This is a genomic window from Paraburkholderia sartisoli (assembly GCF_900107685.1).
GTDB classification, from domain to species: domain Bacteria; phylum Pseudomonadota; class Gammaproteobacteria; order Burkholderiales; family Burkholderiaceae; genus Paraburkholderia; species Paraburkholderia sartisoli.
The window spans coordinates 298,525-315,672 of the sequence record NZ_FNRQ01000003.1 but is presented as its reverse complement, the minus strand read 5'-3'; the positions used below and the strand labels follow the sequence as shown (position 1 = coordinate 315,672).

Here is a 17,148-nt window from a genome sequence, read left to right as displayed (position 1 = left end):
AGGAGACATTCATGGAATTCGAAGCACTCAGTTCTTCGGAGTTGTCGGCATATTTGCGGGGCGTTCCGGCGGTGTATGCGCTGCTCGACGAACCCGGCGAACTCGACATCGAGGAAGTCGGCGACGGCAACCTGAACTTCGTCTATTTCGCCAGTAACGCGCGGGCCCCGGAAAAAAGCGTCGTCGTGAAGCAGGCGCCGCCGTTTTTGCGGCTGGTCGGCAAGTCGTGGCCGCTCACGCGGCACCGCATGGAACGCGAGGTCGCCGCGTTGCGGCGCTTTGGCGCGTTGTGTCCGCAGCATGTGCCGCGCGTCTATCACGCCGACAGCGACCTGTTCCTGATGGTGATGCAACGGCTATCGTCGCACCGGATCCTGCGGCAAGGCTTGATGGACGGCGTCGTCTATCCGAAGCTCGCCGCGCATCTTTCGACGTATCTCGCGCACACGCTCTTTTACGGCTCGGATCTGTTTCTCGCGCCCGACGTGAAGAAGCAGGCGGTTCGCGACGCGGTGAACAGCGAACTGTGCAAGGTCACCGAAGACCTGGTGTTCACGTACCCGTTCGAGGACCATCCGTCGAATGACTATAGCCCGGCTTTTCCGCGTGCTGAAATCGGGCGTTTGAGGCAATCGCCCGCGCTGCGTATCGCCGTGGCCGAGATGAAATGGGCGTTCATGAACGACGCCGAGACGCTTTTGCACGGCGATCTGCACACGGGCTCGATCATGGTCAACCAGAACGACACCTACGTGATCGATCCCGAGTTCGCGTTCTATGGGCCGATGGGGTTCGATATCGGCGCGGTGCTGGCGAATCTGTTGCTCGCGTATTTTTCGCGCGACTGGCACGACCGTGTGCACAACGCGGGCGCCGTGCGTTATCGCGACTGGCTTCTCGATCAGGTGACGTCGATCTGGGGCGGTTTCGAACAGACGTTCCTGAAGCTGTGGCGCGATCACGAAAGCCGGCGCAAGAGTCATTTCATGGGCGACGACCCGGGCGGCGTGTGCGCCGAAGCGTATCGCGCGCGGTTCATGCAACGGCTCCTCGCGCAATCGCTGGGATTCGCGGGCTGCAAGATGATCCGGCGCATCGTCGGCATGGCCAAGGTCGCCGATATCACCAGCATCGCGGATAACGCGTCGAGGGCCGCGATCGAAGTGCGCGCACTGCGTTGCGCCGAGCGCCTGCTGGTCGAGCGCAACGCGATCGGCAACATTGCGCAGGTCGTTTCGATGGCGCGCGCGTTGCAAGCCGACGGACACGTATCGCCATGAATCTCTCCACGTCTTCCGAAATGGTCACTCTTCAGTCTTCATCTCTCACCGGAGCACGCATGGCATCGCCGTCGCCTTTCCCGAACCTGCCAGCCACGCTCACGTGGGAAGACGACTGTTTGCGGATTCTCGACCAGACCCGCTTGCCCCAATCCACCGTCATCGAAACGCTGACCAGCGCGCATGAAGTCTGGCGCGCGATCCACGAGCTGCGGGTACGCGGCGCACCGGCGATCGGCGTCGCGGCCGCGTATGGCCTGTGTGTCGCGATGCAGTCGTCGCGCGACTTGCCCATCGGCGCATTCCGCGAAACGTTGAAAGAGCGCGCGTCCTATCTCGACACCGCGCGACCCACGGCGGTCAATCTCAGTTGGAGCCTGAAGCGGATGCTGCGCGCGGCAGACCGTTCGAACGCAGGCGACACGCTCTCGCTCTATCGCGCACTGGTGGACGAAGCGACGTCGATCCATCGCGAGGACCAGTCGCTGTGCGAGCAGATCGGCAGACACGGCATGACGCTGATCGCGCCCGGTAGCGGCGTGCTCACGCATTGCAACGCTGGCGCGCTCGCGACGACCGGTCTTGGCACCGCGACCGCGCCGATCTATCTCGCACAGCGCGCCGGCATTCCGTTTCGCGTGTATGCCGACGAAACCCGGCCGTTGCTGCAAGGCGCGCGTTTGACCGCGTACGAACTGCAACAGGCAGGCGTCGACGTCACGTTGATCACGGACGGCATGGCCGCATCCGTGATCGCGGGAAAGCGCGTGGACGTGGTGATCGTCGGCGCGGATCGCGTGGCGGCGAACGGCGACTTCGCGAACAAGATCGGCACGTTGAGCGTCGCGATTGTCGCGCGTCATTTCAACGTGCCTTTCTATGTCGCGTGCCCATCGTCGACGCTCGATCTGCGCACGCCTGACGGCAACGCGATCGTCATCGAGGAACGTCGCGACGACGAGGTCACGCATCTCGGCGCCCACGCGATCGCACCCACGGGCATCAAGGTTCACAACCCGGCTTTCGACGTCACGCCGCACGATCTCGTGACCGGCTATATCACCGAGCGCGGCATCATCAACGCGCCGTTCGATACGCAGCTTGCCGCGCTGTTCGGAGCCGCGTCGTGAGCGGACACGTGAATGTGAACGAAGCCGCCGACCACAGCGCACATGAGGCACGCCTGCGTGCGGAAATCGTGAAGACCGCGCTCGAGATGGAGCGGCTGCGCATCAATCAGGGCACGTCGGGCAATGTCAGCGTGCGCTGGCGCGACGGCTTGCTGATCACGCCGAGCGGCGTATCCGCGTCGGCGCTGACGGCGGACATGATCGTATGGCTGCCGCTCGACGTGCAGCCGGATGCGGCGGTTTTCAGCGAGCGCGGGCCGTCGAGCGAATGGCGCTTTCATCGCGACATCCTGAAGGCCCGGCAGGACATCGATGCGGTCGTCCACACGCATTCGAACGCCGCGACCGCCATCGCGATTCACGGCCGCGACATGCACGCGCATCACTACATGATCGCGGCAGCGGGCGGTAATTCGATCCGCTGTGCGCCCTATGCGACGTTCGGCAGCCAGGCGCTGTCGGATCACGCATTGCAGGCGTTGCGGGATCGCACCGCGTGCCTGCTCGCGCATCACGGCGTCATTGCGCTCGGCCGCGATCTGGCGCTCGCGCTGTGGCTTGCAAACGAAGTCGAAGTACTGGCGCAGCAGTATCTGCTCGCCAGTCAGCTCGGGCCGCCGCCCGTGCTGACGGATGAAGAGATCGGCGAAGTGGTGAAGAAGTTCAGCAACTACGGCTTGCGCCGCGAAAGCAGCAACAGTGGAAGCAGCAACAACAGCAACAGCAACAGCAAGGCCTGACGCCGGCTCGTGACACACGGCGCTACATAACTTGAACAATGGAGACAGATATGGCCTGGAATTCAGGAAGATTCGACCGTTGGGGCACGTTGGGCGCATCGGCGAGTGCCGTCGTGCTGTGCGCGGCTGCCGCGTTGAGCGGCTGTTCGAAGAGCGAGTCGCCGTCGCCGGCGAGCACCGCGGCAAGCGACACGGCTGCGAGCGCGGCACCCGTGGCTGCCGCGAGCGGCAAGCCCAAGATCGGCTTCTCGGTGTCGACGCTGAACAACGCGTTCTTCGTCGGGCTGAAGCTGGGCGTCGAAAAGGGCGCGAAAGACCAGGGCTTCGACCTCGTGCAAACCAATGCGAACGGCGACGCGCAGCAGCAGGTCAACGACGCGAACAACCTGTTGAGCCAGGGCATTACCGCGCTCGTGCTCAATCCAATCGATTCGAAAGCGATCATTCCCGCCGTCCAGAAAGCGAATTCGATGGGCATCCCGGTGTTTACGCTCGATCGCGGGTCGGACGGCGGCAAGGTCACATCGTTCGTCGCGTCCGATAACGTCGCGCTCGGCGCCACCGGCGCGAAATGGATCGCCGACAAGCTGAAGGAACGCTACGGTTCGCCGAAGGGCAACGTGGTCGACCTGATCGGGCTGGTCGGCACGACCGCCGCGACCGACCGCGAGAAAGGCTTCAGCGACGAGATCGCGAAATATCCTGACATCAAGGTGGTCGCCCGCCAGGAAGGCGCGTTCGACCAGGAGAAGTCGCTGAACGCGATGACCAATATCCTGCAGAAATTCCCGCAGATCGACGCCGTGTTCGGTGCCAACGACGACAACACGGTCGGCGCGGAAAAAGCGATCGACAACGCAGGCCGTTACAAGCCGCTCGGCGACAAGGAACACATCATGGTGATCGGTGCGGACGGCACGGCGCAGGCGCTCTCGGCGATCCGGGCGGGCAAGCAGGACGCGACGATCTCGCAGAACCCGATCGAAATGGCGGCCAAGGCGTTGAGCTTCATCGCCGACAACAACGCGAAGAAGCCGGTGCCCGCGAACTACGCGTGGCCGACGCTGCTGATCGACAAGTCGAACATCGATTCCGACGAAACGAAGAAGTACGGGCTGTGGTCGTTGCAGGTCAGCCAGTAAGCTGAAGACGGCTTGAGCTTCAGTTGACGACGCACTGGAGTCACGCCAGGGCACGCGTGTTGCCCGCAGCAGGCAACGCGCGTGTCCTTCCACGCAGGACGCAATCATGAATGCGCAAACAGCTTCGCAGTATCAGGCCGGCGCGCAGCCGGACGCAGACACCGGAAGTCGCGCGCCTTTGCTGCATATGGAAGGCATCGTCAAGAGCTTTCCAGGCGTGAAGGCGCTGCGCGGCGTGAGCCTCACGCTGCACGCGGGTCACGTGATGGCGATCGTCGGCGAGAACGGTGCGGGCAAGTCGTCGTTGATCAAGACGCTGTCGGGCGCGTATGAACCGGACGAAGGCACGATCGAGATCAACGGCCAGCCGCTTGCCCGCGGCACTCATGCGGCAATCGACGCGGGCGTCGCCGTGATCTATCAGGAACTGTCGCTGATCAACGACATGACCGTCGCCGAAAACCTGTTTCTCGGCCGGATGCCGGCGCGCAATGGCTTCGTGCTGCGGCGCGACGCGGACAAACGGGCGCGCGAAGCGCTCGCCCAGGTGGGGCTCGACATGGTGTCACCGTCGATGCGGCTGGGCGACCTGCCGTTGAACAGGCGGCAACTGGTCGAAGTCGCGAAGGCGGTCGCGCGCGACGCCCGCATCCTCGTGATGGACGAACCAACGGCGGCCCTGCAGGCCGCGGATATCGCCAATCTCTATGCGGTCGTGCGACGCTTGCGGGCAACCGGGATGGGCATCATCTTCATCTCGCATCATCTGGAAGAAGTATTCGAGCTGGCCGATTCCGCCGTCGTGATGCGCGATGGCGCGACGGTCGGCGAGCGGCCGATGGCGCAATGGACCGAACAGGATCTGGTGCAGGCGATGGTCGCGCGCACGCTGGATTCGTTCTATCCGTGGGAGCCGCGCGATTACGGGCCGGTGGTGCTGGACGTGCGCGACCTGGCGAGTCCGCCGATCGTCCGGCACGCGAGTTTCAGCGTGCGGGCAGGCGAAATCGTCGGGATCGCGGGCATTGCCGGCGCCGGGCGCACCGAGTTGCTGAAGGCGATTTTCGGCGCGCACAAGGTCACCGAAGGCGAGATCTGGATACGCGGCCGCAAGGTCGCGATTCATTCTCCCGTCGAGGGCATGCGTCACGGCCTCGTCTACACGGCGGAGGACCGCAAGCTCGAAGGTCTCGTGCTCGACGCGAGCATCGAGGAAAACATCGCGCTGTCGAGCCTGAAGGCGCTGGCGACGGGCGGCTTCGTGCGCAACGCGAGAAAGCGCACGCTCGCGCAGGATGCCATTGCGCGCTTCGCGGTGCGCGCGCCTTCGGCGCTGCAGATCACCGGCAACCTGTCCGGCGGCAATCAGCAAAAAGTGATTCTCGGCCGCGCGAGCGCGACGCAACCGGCCGTGATCATGCTCGACGAACCGACGCGCGGCATCGACGTCGGCGCGAAGACGGAAATCTATTCGCATATGGTGTCGATGGCGCGGGCGGGCGCGGCGGTCGTGATGGTGAGTTCGGAGTTACCGGAATTGCTGGGCATGTCGGACCGCGTCCTCGTGATGCATCGCGGCAGGATCGTCACCGAGCTGCCGCGCGACAAGGCGGATTCGGAAACGGTCATTCAGTGGGCGACGACAGGAGTAGGCGCATGACTTCGACGGCAGCAAAACCGGCAGATACCGAAGCGGTTTCGAGCCGCCTGATACGACAGTTGCGCAGCGGCATCGGGCCGCTGTTCGCCGCGCTGGTGATCATCTGCGTGGTGCTGTCGGTGGCTTCGCCGGAATTTCTCACCACCAGCACGCTGACCAACATCATGGTGCAGGTGTCGGTGGTGGGGATCGCCGCGGTCGGCGGCACGTTCGTGATCATCACGTCCGGCATCGACCTGTCGGTCGGCTCGCTGGTGGCGCTAAGCGGGATGGTCGCCGCGGCGCTGATGGCGGGTTCCACGCCCGACAACATCGGGCTCGGTCTCGCCGGTCTCGTGATTGCCGTCGCGGTCGGGGCGGGCGTCGGCGCGCTCAACGGCATTTCGGTCGCGTGGTTGCGGCTCGTGCCGTTCATCGTGACGCTCGCGATGATGGCGATGGCGCGCGGCCTCACGCTCGCCATTTCCGACGGCCGCACCAAGTTCGATTTCCCCAACGCGTTCACCGCGTTCGGCGCGAAGTCGGTGGCGGGGTTGCCCGCGCCGATGATCGTCATGCTGATCGTGTTCCTGGCCGGCCACGTGCTGCTGCGCAAGACCACCTTCGGCCATCAGGTGTTCGCGGTCGGCGGCAACAAGGAGGCGGCGCGGCTCGCCGGCATTCCGGTGAACCGCGTGATCTTTCTGACCTATACGCTTGCCGGCGTGACGGCGGCGATTGCCGGCATCGTGCTCGCGGGACGCCTGAACTCGGCGTTGCCGTCGGCGGCGAACGGGCTCGAACTGCAGGTGATCGCGGGCATCGTGATCGGCGGCACGTCGCTTGCCGGTGGCCGCGGTTCGATCGTCGGCACGTTTATCGGCGTGGTGCTGATCGGCGTGATCAACGTCGGGCTGTCGCTGCTCGGCGTGAATCCTTTCTGGACCCAGTTCATTCAGGGCGGCGTGATCTTCGCCGCGGTGATGCTCGACGCGCTCAGCCAGCGTCGCAAGAACTGACCACTTTTTTTAACCGGATATCCCAGGGAGACTCGTGTGAAAAAAATCATCAACCAGCCGGACCAGTTCGTCGACGAGGTGATCGATTCGCTGCTGATCGCGCACCCAGGCTGGATCAAGGCCGCCACCGCCGATCGCCGCGCGCTGGTGCGGGCGGACGCGCCGAAGCAGGGTCGCGTCGGTATCGTGACGGGCGGCGGATCGGGCCATATGCCGGGCTTTCTCGGCTATGTCGGCGAGGGGCTGTGCAGCGGCGTCGCGGTGGGCAACGTGTTTTCGTCGCCGTCGTCGGAACAGATTTTCGAGGCGACGAAGGCGGTCAACGGCGGCGCGGGCGTGCTCTACGTGTACGGCAACTACGGCGGGGACGTGTTCAATTTCGACTTGGCCGCCGATCTCGCGGAACCGGAAGGCATCGACATCAGGACCGTGCTGCTGACCGACGACGTCGCGTCGGCGCCGCCTGAGCGCGCGAGCGAGCGGCGCGGCGTCGCCGGGATGGTGTTCGCGTTCAAGTGCGCGGGTGCGGCGGCGGAGCGCGGCGATCCGCTCGACGAAGTCGCGCGGATCACGGCGAAGGCCAACGCGCAGTGCCGGACGATGGGCGTCGGCCTGTCGCCGACGATCCTGCCCGCCGCCGGCAAGCCGACCTTTACGCTGCCTGAAGGCGAGATGGAAATCGGCATCGGCATTCACGGCGAGCCCGGCACGCATCGCGGAAAGCTCGAAACGGCCGACGCGATCGCCGACCGGCTGTCCGGCGAAATCCTGCGCGACCTCGCCGCGCCGAAGGGCTCGCGCGTGGCGGTGCTGGTCAACGGGCTGGGCGCGACGCCGCTCGAGGAACTGTATCTGCTGTACCGGCGCACGGCTGCGACGATCGCGGATCAGGGGCTGACGATCGCGCGCTCGTATGTCGGCGAGTATGTGACGAGCCTGGAGATGGCGGGTGCGTCGATCACAGTGCTGCTGCTGGACGACGAGCTCGAAGCGCTGCTCTCCGCGCCCGCGCGTTCGCCGCTCTTTCATGACTGGTCTCCGGCCTGATCGCTGTTTGAAGCCGGTTTCGGGCCGATTTAAAAGGAGAGTGGCATGCGTGTTTCCTGCAGCGAATTGCGCACTGTGCTGAGCCGTGCATTGTCGACGCTCCCCGCGCACGCGGAGGAGCTTCGCGAACTCGATGCGGCGCTGGGCGACGGCGACCTCGGCATCACGGTGCAGGCCGGCTCGGCGGCGGTCGTCGCGGCGCTCGCGGCATTGCCCGCCGACGCCACGCTCAACGACGTCCTGCTTGCTGCCGGCAAGGCCTTCTCGACGGCGAATCCGTCGACGTTTGCCGCGCTGATCGGCGGCGGGCTGCTTGCCGCCGCGAAGGCGGTGTCGGGCAAGTCTTCGGCCGGCAAGGATGAGGCGCTGGCCATCGGCCGCGCGGTGGCGGCGCGCATCACCGAACGCGGCAAGAGCAAGGTCGGCGACAAGACCGTGCTCGATGCGCTGGTGCCCAGTCTGGATGTGCTGGAGGCGTCGCAGGGCGAGGCGGATGCGCTGCTGGCCTTGATGATCGATACGGCGCGCGAGAGGATCGGGGCGACGGCGGGCCTGCAGTCGCAGAAGGGACGGGCGGCGTGGGTGCAGGAGCGCAGCATCGGCCATCCCGATCCGGGGGCGACCGCGTATCTGCGCTTTCTGGAGGCACTGCGCGGCGCACTGACCGCCGATTGATGGATTGCGCCCCGGTCAGCTGACACGACTTCATCCCGATAGCCGACTAGAATGTCGGCCAGCGTGGGGCGTTCACAAAGACGTAAGCGTTCGCGCTTCATGCGTGCGGACTCGTGCGCGGAAGCGGTTGTGACCTGGCTCAGGGCGCAATCCGCCCGCGCATGACACGCTTCATTTCAATCGTGCCGGCGTCGACAAAAGTCATCGAACCCCCGGCGCCCGCGGCTACGCAGTGACGAATGAATTCAATTGACGTAAATCGCGCCCGCGTTCAGTGCCTCATGCGCGCGGCGGCGCTCGCGCTCTGCACCGCGTTGCTCGCCGCCTGCACGACGACGATGGTCGAGCGCGGCACCTACCTCGCCGACACAAGCCGGCACGCACGGAGCGCCGACTCGCGCGTGCGGTTTCTGGTGATGCACTACACCGAGATCGACGAGGCGAAGTCGCTGCAGGTGCTGACCACGGAAGGCGTCAGCGCCCATTACGTCGTGCCGGACGCGCCCAGGATCGAACACGGCGAGCCCGTGGTTTTCCAGCTGGTGCCCGAGAGCCAGCGCGCGTGGCATGCGGGGACGAGCTACTGGCAGGGCACGACCGAACTGAACGCGGCTTCCATCGGCATCGAGAACGTCAACCTCGGCCCCATCGACACGCCCCAGGGCCGCGGCTGGCAGCCGTATCCGCCGGCGCAGGTCGACGCGCTGATCCGTCTCGCGAAGGACATCGTCTCGCGCTACGGCATTCCGCCGACACGCGTGGTGGGCCACAGCGATATCGCGCCGCAACGCAAGATCGATCCTGGCCCGCTGTTTCCGTGGAAGCAGCTCTACGACGCGGGCGTCGGCGCATGGCCGGACGCCGCTACCGTGAGCGCGCATCTTGCGGGACGCGACCCCGCTCAACCCGTCGACGTAGCCGGCCTGCAGCGCCGGCTTGCGCGTTACGGCTACGAGACGGCCACCGATGGCGTGCTCGACGCGCGCACCCGCCGCGTGTTCGCGGCGTTCCAGATGCACTTCCGGCCGCGCGACTACGCGGGCAACCCCGATGCCGAAACCGAAGCGATCGCGGACGCGCTGCTCGACAAGTACATCGGCCCCGAAGCGCCGCCGACGCGGCCGGCCCCCTGAGCTTCCGGTAAACTCACGTTTTTACTCACGCCCGCCTTACATCCCCATGACTCAGGACGAACTCAAGCAACTGGTCGGCCAGGCCGCCGCCGACTACGTGAATGCCCATGTGCCCCAGGGCGCCGTGATCGGTGTCGGCACGGGCTCGACCGCGAACTGCTTTATCGACGCACTGGCCGCGACGAAGCAGCGCTATCGCGGCGCGGTGTCCAGCTCGCTCGCCACCACCGCGCGTCTGCAGTCGCACGGCATCAAGGTGTTCGATCTGAACGAGATCGATTCGCTGACGGTGTACGTGGACGGCGCCGACGAGATCGATGCTAGCGGCGCCATGATCAAGGGCGGCGGCGGGGCGCTGACGCGCGAGAAGATCGTGGCTTCCGTGTCGGAAGTGTTCGTCTGCATCGCGGACGCCAGCAAGCGCGTGGACGTGCTCGGCACGTTTCCGCTGCCGGTCGAGGTCGTGCCGATGGCGCGCACCGCGACTGGCCGGCGCATCACGGCGATGGGCGGCGTGCCGGTGGTACGCGTGCAGAAGGACGGTACGCCGTTCCTGACCGACAACGGCAACGAGATTCTCGACGTCAAGGGTCTTCGCATCAGCGACCCGCGCACGCTCGAAATGCACGTGAACGCATGGCCGGGCGTGGTGACGGTGGGCCTCTTCGCCGCGCGCGGCGCCGATATCTGCCTGCTTGGCGGCGACACCGGTGTCGAGACGATCGTGTACGAAAGAAACTGAATTTGCTGCATCACGTTGGGTCCGCTAAAAAGCGCCGCGCTGCCCCCTGGCACGCGGCGCTTTTTCAATGTGCCCGATCTTTCTCGCGAGAGCTATAGGCCATCCGGCCAGTTACGCTTCGACCTGCGCACGGGTACGCTTCTTTCGTCGGTGTTGACCGCAGAAAGGAGAGTCCGGTGACGATGCAAGGCAAATTGAGGCGCACGCTCGACGTCGCTTATGAGCGCATGAAATGCAACTCGACGGCCGCAAGCGTGCTCGCGGGCAACTATGGGTTATGTCTTGGCGTGATCATGGGCGCGCAGGCGTGTAACGCGATGAGCGACGAGGAGGTGGCCGTCGAGCGCGCGCATCTTGCCATGCTTGCCGCGATGCACGACATGAAGGCGGGTGGCGCCGAGCGGTCGCGGGGCTGACGTGTGTGCCTTACCGCGCCGCGCGTGCAATCGCCTGGGTCATTCTGCTCACGTAGGCTTCGAGCGAAAAGTCGCGTTGCGCGTCGATCGCCCCCTGTTTCGCGAGACGCTGCGCGACGTCCGGGTGAAGGCGAACGGTGTCGATGGCCTTGACGATGCCGTCTACATCGCCGGGTTGGGCCAGCAGACCGTTGTGGCCGTCGCGCACGATCTCCAGTACGCCGCCGGCGGCTGCCGCGACCACCGGGCGCTCCGCGATCATGCCTTCGATCACCACGCGCCCGAGCGGTTCAGGGTCGATCGACGTATGCAGGATCACGTCCATCGCTTTCATCCAGGCCGGCATGTCGTCGCGAAAGCCCGCGAAATGCACGCGCCCGGTCACGCCGAGTTCTTCGGCCTGCAGGCGCAGGCCGTCGGCATAGGCATGTTCGCCGAAAAGCGGCGCGCCAACCAGCACGAGATGTACGTCGGGCAGCTTCGCAAGCGCCTGCAACGCGATGTGCTGACCTTTCCACGGCGCGAGGCGGCCAAAGAGACCCGCAAGGTATGCGTCCTCGGGCAGGCCGAGGCGGCGGCGCAGCGCGGCGCGGTCGTCGGCGGTATGCGCGTCGACCTTGTGGAAGGCGGCGGCGTCGATGCCATTCGGAATCACCGGAATGCGTTCGGCGGGGATGCCGGCCAGCGCGCTCAGGGCTTCGGCCGAGGCGCGCGAGTTGGCCACGACCTGGTCCACCACGTAACGCGCGAGCCATTTGACGACCAGCAACTGCACGCGTCCGAAGTGCGCGCGCGACATGATGTCGTGCAGAAACCAGATCACCGGGCGCCGGTGCAGCGGCTTGCCGAGCGCGCCGAGCACCATCGCTTTCTGCGTGTTGACGAAGAGCACGTCGAAGCGCCGCGCCTCGCGTGCGATCGCCCGTATCTGCCTCAGGATGCCCGGCACCGCGGAAAGCAGGTTGAGCCGCACGGCTTCGCGGTCGAGGTTCGAGACGCGCGCGTCGCTCAGCACCTTCACGTGCACGCCGTGTTCCTCGAGCCGGGCGCGAAATGGCCCGTCGGCCAGCAGCACGACCTCGCCGCGCGCCGTGCATGCTTCGGCGAGCGGCAGCAGCGCGAATTCGGCGCCGCCCATCTGGCCGGTCTGATCGAGGAAGAGCACCGTCGGCGTGCGCGTGCCGTCGTACACGCCGGCTTCGGCGGGCAGCGCCGCGGCGCCGGCTTTGGCTGGCTGGAAACGGCGGATCAGGTCAGGAGCGTTCATCGTCGTGCGCCAGGAGAGATGCGGAATCAGGCGGGCAGGGCGCGGCGCGCAGGCCGGCCGCCCGACGAGTCCTCATTATTCGCAAAGCGGCGTGCGTGCTGTGTGGCCGCGCGCACGCACGGCCGCAAAACGGCCGCTTACACTGGCCTGGTCTGCTTTTCTCCTGGTACGGAAATCATGAAAGTCGCGATCGTCCACGACTGGCTGGTGTCGCCCGGCGGTGCGGAGAAGGTGCTCGAGCACATCATCCACTGCTTTCCGGATGCGGAGTTGTACAGTCTCGTCGATTTTCTCGAAGACCGTGCGCCGGTTCACGGCAAGAAGGTCACCACCAGCTTCATCCAGCGTCTGCCATTTGCACGGCGCCACTACCGGATGTATCTGCCGCTCATGCCGCTCGCCATCGAGCAGCTTGATCTGTCGAGCTTCGATCTCGTCATTTCGAGTTCCTATGCGGTCGCCAAGGGCGTGCTGGTCGGCCCGGACCAGACGCACGTGAGCTACGTGCATTCGCCGATGCGCTATGCGTGGGACCTGCAGCACCAATATCTGCGTGAGGCAAAGCTCACGCGCGGGCCGCGGTCCTGGGCGACCCGCGCGTTGCTGCACTATCTGCGCGGCTGGGATACGCACTCGACGAACGGCGTCGACCGGCTGATCGCGAACTCGGAGTTCGTCGCGCGCCGGATCCAGAAGGCGTATCGCCGCGACGCGACCGTGATCGCGCCGCCCGTCGACGTGAACAGATTCGATGTGTGCGCGCAGAAAGATGATTTTTACCTGGCCGCTTCGCGCATGGTGCAGTACAAGCGGATGTCGCTGATCGTCGAGGCGTTCACGGCGACACCCGGCCGCCGGCTGGTGGTTGTCGGCGACGGTCCGGAGATGGCGTCGATTCGCGCCAGGGCGGGACCGAACGTGCAGATTCTCGGATATCAACCCTTCGAGGTGCTGCGTGACCTTCTGCAGCGCGCGCGGGCGTTTGTGTTTGCCGCCGAGGAGGATTTCGGCATCGTTTCCGTGGAGGCGCAGGCGTGCGGCACACCGGTGATCGCCTATGGCAAGGGCGGCGCGCTCGAAACGGTGATTCCGCTGGGCGAACCGTGCCCGACGGGCGTCTATTTCGAACGGCAAACCGTCGCTTCGCTGCTGGAGGCGCTGGAGCGCTTCGAGCGGCAGCACACGCTGATCACGGCCACCGCGTGCCGCGCGAACGCCGAGCGGTTTTCAGCGGCCACGTTCCGGCACAAGTTCATGCTTGAAGTCACGCGCACGATTGCCGCGGCGGGCGCGCGCCCGCGCGTCGAAGTAACGCCTGTCGACGCGTGGCCCGGCGACGCCGCGCGACGCGGAACGTGGGGACGCTAGCCGATACCGGGTAGCTAGCCGGTAGCTAGCTGCCTCCACCTGCCGTCCGCGCCACCGCCGCGTTCCACCAGGCTTTGCGCGCCCGCATCGAGCGTGTGTGCGCGAACAGTGCGGTATCGACCGTCCGGCAATAATGTCGACGCGCGATTCCGCGCCGCTCGAAGTTAATTGAACCTGCCGCGAATGCCGGCAATGGATGCAAGGAGCAATCGATGCAACAGGCTACTGAGTTTTGGGACGGTTTGTTTCGCGCGCGCAGCGAAGACAGCAGTCGCCTTGTCGACATGCCGGACCTCGATTGCCCCGTGTATCGCCGCGCAGTCGAGCACTTTGGCCCGTTACACGGCAAGACGCTGGTCGACCTGGGCTGCGGCGCGGGCGCGTCTTCGCTCTATTTCGCGTCGCTCGGCGCCAACGTGATCAGCGTCGATTTGAGCCCGCTCGCCATCGAGAACCTGAAGCGCTATTGCGCGGAGCATCGCATCGACAATATCCGGCCCGTCGTGCTCGCCGCGCAAAACCTCGCGACATTGCCGCAGGTCGACTGTGTATTCGGTTCGATGATCCTGCACCACATCGAGCCGTTCGATCAGTTCGGCGCCGTGTTGCGGGCGACGATCAAGCCCGGTGGCCGGGCCTTCTTCTGGGAAAACAATGGCGCGAGCGACACGATGATGTGGTTTCGCGATAACGTCATCGGCAAGTTGTGGGTTCCAAAGTACGGCGACGTCGACGAGTCGCCGCTCGCGCCACGCGAGGTCGATGAACTGCGCAGGCATTTCACGGTGACCACGGAATTTCCGGAAATGATCTTTATCCAGATGGCGTCGACCTACCTGCTGCGCGGTCGTCTGCACGGACCGGCGCTGGCGCTCGACCGGCTGCTGGCCCGTTTCCCGGCGTTGCGCAAATATAGCTATCGGCAGTACGTCTGCCTGTCCTGACAGGTGAATCGTCGCAACGACGAAGAACGAACCTGAAGAGAACGCCGGCACCGCTGCCGGCGTTCTGCATTTCGCGGTGCCAGTCCGCAGGTCCCGCGCTCCCGAAATCCGCGATGAACCATAAAAAAGCCGCGCCCGCGTTGTACGTCGGGCACGGCCATCACGTCTTCGATACGACAGCGTCACTCGTCTTTGGACTCGTCCGTCGGCATCGACACGGTATAGGTATGCGCGTAAGCGTAGTCATAGGAGCCGTAGCGGCCGCCACGCTTGATCTGCATGGCATTCATCACGGTTCCGATGATGCGGGCCCGAGCGCGCCGCAGTTTCTTGAGCGACTCGTCGATATCGCGTTCCGTATGGATGCCCGCGCGCATCACGAGAATCGTCGAGCCGGCGATGTTGGCGACGACCGCGGCATCCGCCACCGCGAGAAGCGGCGGCGTGTCGACCAGCACGATGTCGAACTCCTGTTCGAGCCGGTGAATGACATGGGAAAAACGCGACGACGCGAGAATTTCAGAAGGATTGGGCGGGTAAGCACCGGCTCCGATGAAATGCAGCCCCTCGACGCCGGTCGCGCGCGCCGCGGTCTCGACGTCGATCTGGCCGGTCAGCAGTTCGGTCAGCCCGCCTTCCGGTGAACTGCCGAAATATTGCGCGAGCCGTCCGCGTCGCAGATCCGCGTCGATCAGCAGTACCCGCCGGCCCGATTCGGACAGCAGCGTCGCCAGATTGGCGCACAGGAAGCTCTTGCCGTCGGACGGCGCCGGACTCGTCAGGCACACGATGCGGTTCGGCGCATCGACGAGACCGAATTGCAGTGCCGAGCGCAGGCCGCGCAATCCTTCCACCGACACGTCGAACGGATTCATCTTGACGAGCAGCGGCCGGGTCGGCGTGTGCTCGCCGTGCAGCACGACCGACGCTTCGCGCACCGCCGCCACCGCGCCCGCACCCGGGAGCCGCGGTATCACGCGCCGCATGAAGCCGGAAAGGGTGGTCGCGTTCGGCATCGACGGACTGGCGAGCCGGGCCCAACCCTGGGGACGCTGCAATCGGGCCTGTTTCCTTTCGTACGCGAGACGGTCGGCGCGGGCCTGCTCGACGCTATACGAAATGGAGCCGAGCACGGGCACGCGAAAGCGCCGTTCCACCATGTCGGGATCGGCGACACCCGTCAGGAACTTGCGTCGCACGATCGCAAAGCCGATGCCGGCAATGACGCCGAGCATCGTGCCGCCCGAGATGATCAGCGCGGCCTTCGGCTTCACCGGTGCGGACGGAACCAGCGCCTCGTCGACGATATGGACGTTGCCGATCGTGCCCGCACGCGTGATCGACAGTTCCTGGATCCGGTTGAGCAGCGCGACATAAACTTCCTCCGCGACTTTCGCGTCCCGTTGCAGCGACATCGCCTGGCGTTCGGTGCCGGGCAAGGTCTTGAAACGGTCCTCGAAACGGGCCTTCTCGCGTCCCATCGCGGCGATCTGCGCGTCGATCGTTTGTACCTCGAGGCTGTCGGGCGTGAACCGTTGTAGCAACTGCGAGCGCTGGATCCTGAGCGACGCGATTTCCTTTTCGTACTGGAGACCGCCGGACAGATACACCTGCGCTTCCTGGGTCGGCTGAAACGTGCCGACGCGCGCCTGATATTCCGACAGCGCCGTTTCCGAGCGCTTCAGTTCGTCGCGCAGATGCGGCAGCTCGCTGTTCAGGAACGACAGCATCTTGCTGGCTTCTTCCTGGGCCCGCTCGGTGCGATGGTGCATGTACGAGAGCGCGACGGCATTCGTGATCGCCGTGATCAGCTTCGGATCGACACCGGAGTACGACAGTTGCACGATCCCCGTGTCGTGGCCCTTTTCGCTCACCTGCAGGCCGCCGGCAAGACCGAGCACCGCATCGAGCTGATTGATGCGCGTGACGAAAAATTCCGTCCCCGGGCGCGCGACGAGCTGCTTGACGAGCAGCGTGACGCCGCCCCCCGTCGCGGGCTCGCCGGCGACACCGCTCAGGACAGGCTGCCTGTTCCCGTCGAGAAGCTGGTAGGTGCCGTTGTTCCCGGCGATCAAGGTCAGTTTGACCCCGTCCAGGCTCTTCGGCACCGTGATCGAGTCGACCGTGAAGATTTCGCCGCCCCATGCATAGGACTGCATGCCGAACCACGCCGCGAGCGGCTTGCCTCGATGCGCGAAGAGCCGGGAAACCGCGCTGATATACGGCACCCGGTTCTCGGCCGTCCAGAAGTTCAGCTTGAACTGCTCGACCACCGGCTCCACCACGGTCCGGCTGCGGATGATCTCGATCTCCGCGTCGGTACGCGGCGCGCTGCCGCCCACCGTGGTCAACGCGGAAAGGGCAGCGGCGCTCGACGTGCTCGACGTCGGCGTTTCGACCTGGATCATCGCATCGGCGGAATAGATGTGAACCGCCGTCTTTGCATAGATGACCGACAGCAGGATGACGGTGCCGGCGATACCGAGCACCCACCAGATCTGCTCGAACACGATCCGGATCAGGTCCCGTACTACTTCCTCCTCGTCGCTTCCTGGCGCGGGCGAGGGGTCAAGCGTGTCGTAGGTGCTCATGGGTATCTCTCGCAT

Annotated in this window: 15 protein-coding genes; 13 read left to right on the top strand and 2 right to left on the bottom strand. The window is 65.3% G+C overall.

Going from position 1 to position 17,148, the window contains the following annotated elements; all coding sequences use genetic code 11:
* The first annotated feature begins 11 nt into the window (after positions 1–11).
* From mtnK to BLV45_RS12725, 11 genes are all read left to right on the top strand, one after another.
* Positions 12–1,280 (top strand): S-methyl-5-thioribose kinase, encoded by a 1,269-nt coding sequence (mtnK, locus tag BLV45_RS12775; RefSeq protein WP_090533449.1) that lies wholly within the window; start codon positions 12–14, stop codon positions 1,278–1,280.
* A 59-nt stretch (positions 1,281–1,339) separates the two neighbouring features.
* Positions 1,340–2,410, top strand: a complete 1,071-nt coding sequence (gene mtnA, locus BLV45_RS12770) for an S-methyl-5-thioribose-1-phosphate isomerase (RefSeq protein WP_090533447.1) — start codon at positions 1,340–1,342, stop codon at positions 2,408–2,410.
* Positions 2,407–3,150: a class II aldolase/adducin family protein gene (locus BLV45_RS12765; RefSeq protein WP_281246310.1), complete on the top strand. Its 744-nt coding sequence runs from the start codon at positions 2,407–2,409 to the stop codon at positions 3,148–3,150. Before mtnA ends, BLV45_RS12765 begins: the two co-directional genes overlap by 4 nt.
* A gap of 50 nt (positions 3,151–3,200) precedes the next feature.
* Positions 3,201–4,292, top strand: coding sequence for a sugar ABC transporter substrate-binding protein (locus tag BLV45_RS12760; protein ID WP_090533445.1), 1,092 nt, complete (start codon positions 3,201–3,203; stop codon positions 4,290–4,292).
* Between the two features lie 106 nt (positions 4,293–4,398).
* Positions 4,399–5,952: a sugar ABC transporter ATP-binding protein gene (locus BLV45_RS12755; RefSeq protein ID WP_090533443.1), complete on the top strand. Its 1,554-nt coding sequence runs from the start codon at positions 4,399–4,401 to the stop codon at positions 5,950–5,952.
* Positions 5,949–6,950, top strand: a complete 1,002-nt coding sequence (locus BLV45_RS12750; RefSeq protein WP_090533439.1) for an ABC transporter permease — start codon at positions 5,949–5,951, stop codon at positions 6,948–6,950. The genes BLV45_RS12755 and BLV45_RS12750 overlap by 4 nt, the downstream gene beginning before the upstream one ends.
* A 36-nt stretch (positions 6,951–6,986) precedes the next feature.
* Complete coding sequence (locus BLV45_RS12745; protein ID WP_090533438.1) at positions 6,987–7,997, top strand: dihydroxyacetone kinase subunit DhaK; 1,011 nt, start codon at positions 6,987–6,989, stop codon at positions 7,995–7,997.
* Between the two features lie 45 nt (positions 7,998–8,042).
* On the top strand, positions 8,043–8,672 hold the full coding sequence (locus BLV45_RS12740; RefSeq protein ID WP_090533436.1) for a DAK2 domain-containing protein: 630 nt from the start codon (positions 8,043–8,045) through the stop codon (positions 8,670–8,672).
* Positions 8,673–8,953: 281 nt separating this feature from the next.
* Positions 8,954–9,805, top strand: a complete 852-nt coding sequence (locus BLV45_RS12735; RefSeq protein WP_090533434.1) for an N-acetylmuramoyl-L-alanine amidase — start codon at positions 8,954–8,956, stop codon at positions 9,803–9,805.
* Positions 9,806–9,851: 46 nt separating this feature from the next.
* On the top strand, positions 9,852–10,547 hold the full coding sequence (rpiA, locus tag BLV45_RS12730; protein ID WP_090533432.1) for a ribose-5-phosphate isomerase RpiA: 696 nt from the start codon (positions 9,852–9,854) through the stop codon (positions 10,545–10,547).
* 182 nt (positions 10,548–10,729) lie between these two features.
* Positions 10,730–10,963 (top strand): hypothetical protein, encoded by a 234-nt coding sequence (locus BLV45_RS12725; protein ID WP_143130417.1) that lies wholly within the window; start codon positions 10,730–10,732, stop codon positions 10,961–10,963.
* A 10-nt stretch (positions 10,964–10,973) separates the two neighbouring features.
* Here BLV45_RS12725 and BLV45_RS12720 read toward each other — a convergent pair whose 3' ends face one another.
* Positions 10,974–12,230: a glycosyltransferase family 4 protein gene (locus tag BLV45_RS12720; protein WP_090533427.1), complete on the bottom strand. Its 1,257-nt coding sequence runs from the start codon at positions 12,228–12,230 to the stop codon at positions 10,974–10,976.
* A gap of 177 nt (positions 12,231–12,407) precedes the next feature.
* Here BLV45_RS12720 and BLV45_RS12715 point away from each other — a divergent pair, with 177 nt between their 5' ends.
* Both BLV45_RS12715 and BLV45_RS12710 read left to right on the top strand, forming a co-directional pair.
* Positions 12,408–13,598, top strand: coding sequence for a glycosyltransferase family 4 protein (locus BLV45_RS12715; RefSeq protein ID WP_090533425.1), 1,191 nt, complete (start codon positions 12,408–12,410; stop codon positions 13,596–13,598).
* A 212-nt stretch (positions 13,599–13,810) separates the two neighbouring features.
* Positions 13,811–14,542: a class I SAM-dependent methyltransferase gene (locus BLV45_RS12710; protein WP_090533423.1), complete on the top strand. Its 732-nt coding sequence runs from the start codon at positions 13,811–13,813 to the stop codon at positions 14,540–14,542.
* 182 nt (positions 14,543–14,724) lie between these two features.
* Here the strand turns inward: BLV45_RS12710 and BLV45_RS12705 are convergent, their stop codons facing one another.
* Positions 14,725–17,133, bottom strand: a complete 2,409-nt coding sequence (locus BLV45_RS12705; RefSeq protein WP_090533422.1) for a polysaccharide biosynthesis tyrosine autokinase — start codon at positions 17,131–17,133, stop codon at positions 14,725–14,727.
* Positions 17,134–17,148 lie beyond the last annotated feature (15 nt).

What these genes read in the sequence shown, in the direction of transcription:
- mtnK (WP_090533449.1), top strand. Translation starts at nt 12, where the DNA reads ATGGAATTCGAAGCACTCAGTTCTTCGGAGTTGTCGGCATATTTGCGG.
- mtnA (WP_090533447.1), top strand. Translation starts at nt 1,340, where the DNA reads ATGGCATCGCCGTCGCCTTTCCCGAACCTGCCAGCCACGCTCACGTGG.
- BLV45_RS12760 (WP_090533445.1), top strand. Translation starts at nt 3,201, where the DNA reads ATGGCCTGGAATTCAGGAAGATTCGACCGTTGGGGCACGTTGGGCGCA.
- BLV45_RS12755 (WP_090533443.1), top strand. Translation starts at nt 4,399, where the DNA reads ATGAATGCGCAAACAGCTTCGCAGTATCAGGCCGGCGCGCAGCCGGAC.
- BLV45_RS12750 (WP_090533439.1), top strand. Translation starts at nt 5,949, where the DNA reads ATGACTTCGACGGCAGCAAAACCGGCAGATACCGAAGCGGTTTCGAGC.
- BLV45_RS12740 (WP_090533436.1), top strand. Translation starts at nt 8,043, where the DNA reads ATGCGTGTTTCCTGCAGCGAATTGCGCACTGTGCTGAGCCGTGCATTG.
- BLV45_RS12735 (WP_090533434.1), top strand. Translation starts at nt 8,954, where the DNA reads ATGCGCGCGGCGGCGCTCGCGCTCTGCACCGCGTTGCTCGCCGCCTGC.
- rpiA (WP_090533432.1), top strand. Translation starts at nt 9,852, where the DNA reads ATGACTCAGGACGAACTCAAGCAACTGGTCGGCCAGGCCGCCGCCGAC.
- BLV45_RS12725 (WP_143130417.1), top strand. Translation starts at nt 10,730, where the DNA reads ATGCAAGGCAAATTGAGGCGCACGCTCGACGTCGCTTATGAGCGCATG.
- BLV45_RS12720 (WP_090533427.1), bottom strand. Translation starts at nt 12,230, where the DNA reads ATGAACGCTCCTGACCTGATCCGCCGTTTCCAGCCAGCCAAAGCCGGC.
- BLV45_RS12715 (WP_090533425.1), top strand. Translation starts at nt 12,408, where the DNA reads ATGAAAGTCGCGATCGTCCACGACTGGCTGGTGTCGCCCGGCGGTGCG.
- BLV45_RS12710 (WP_090533423.1), top strand. Translation starts at nt 13,811, where the DNA reads ATGCAACAGGCTACTGAGTTTTGGGACGGTTTGTTTCGCGCGCGCAGC.
- BLV45_RS12705 (WP_090533422.1), bottom strand. Translation starts at nt 17,133, where the DNA reads ATGAGCACCTACGACACGCTTGACCCCTCGCCCGCGCCAGGAAGCGAC.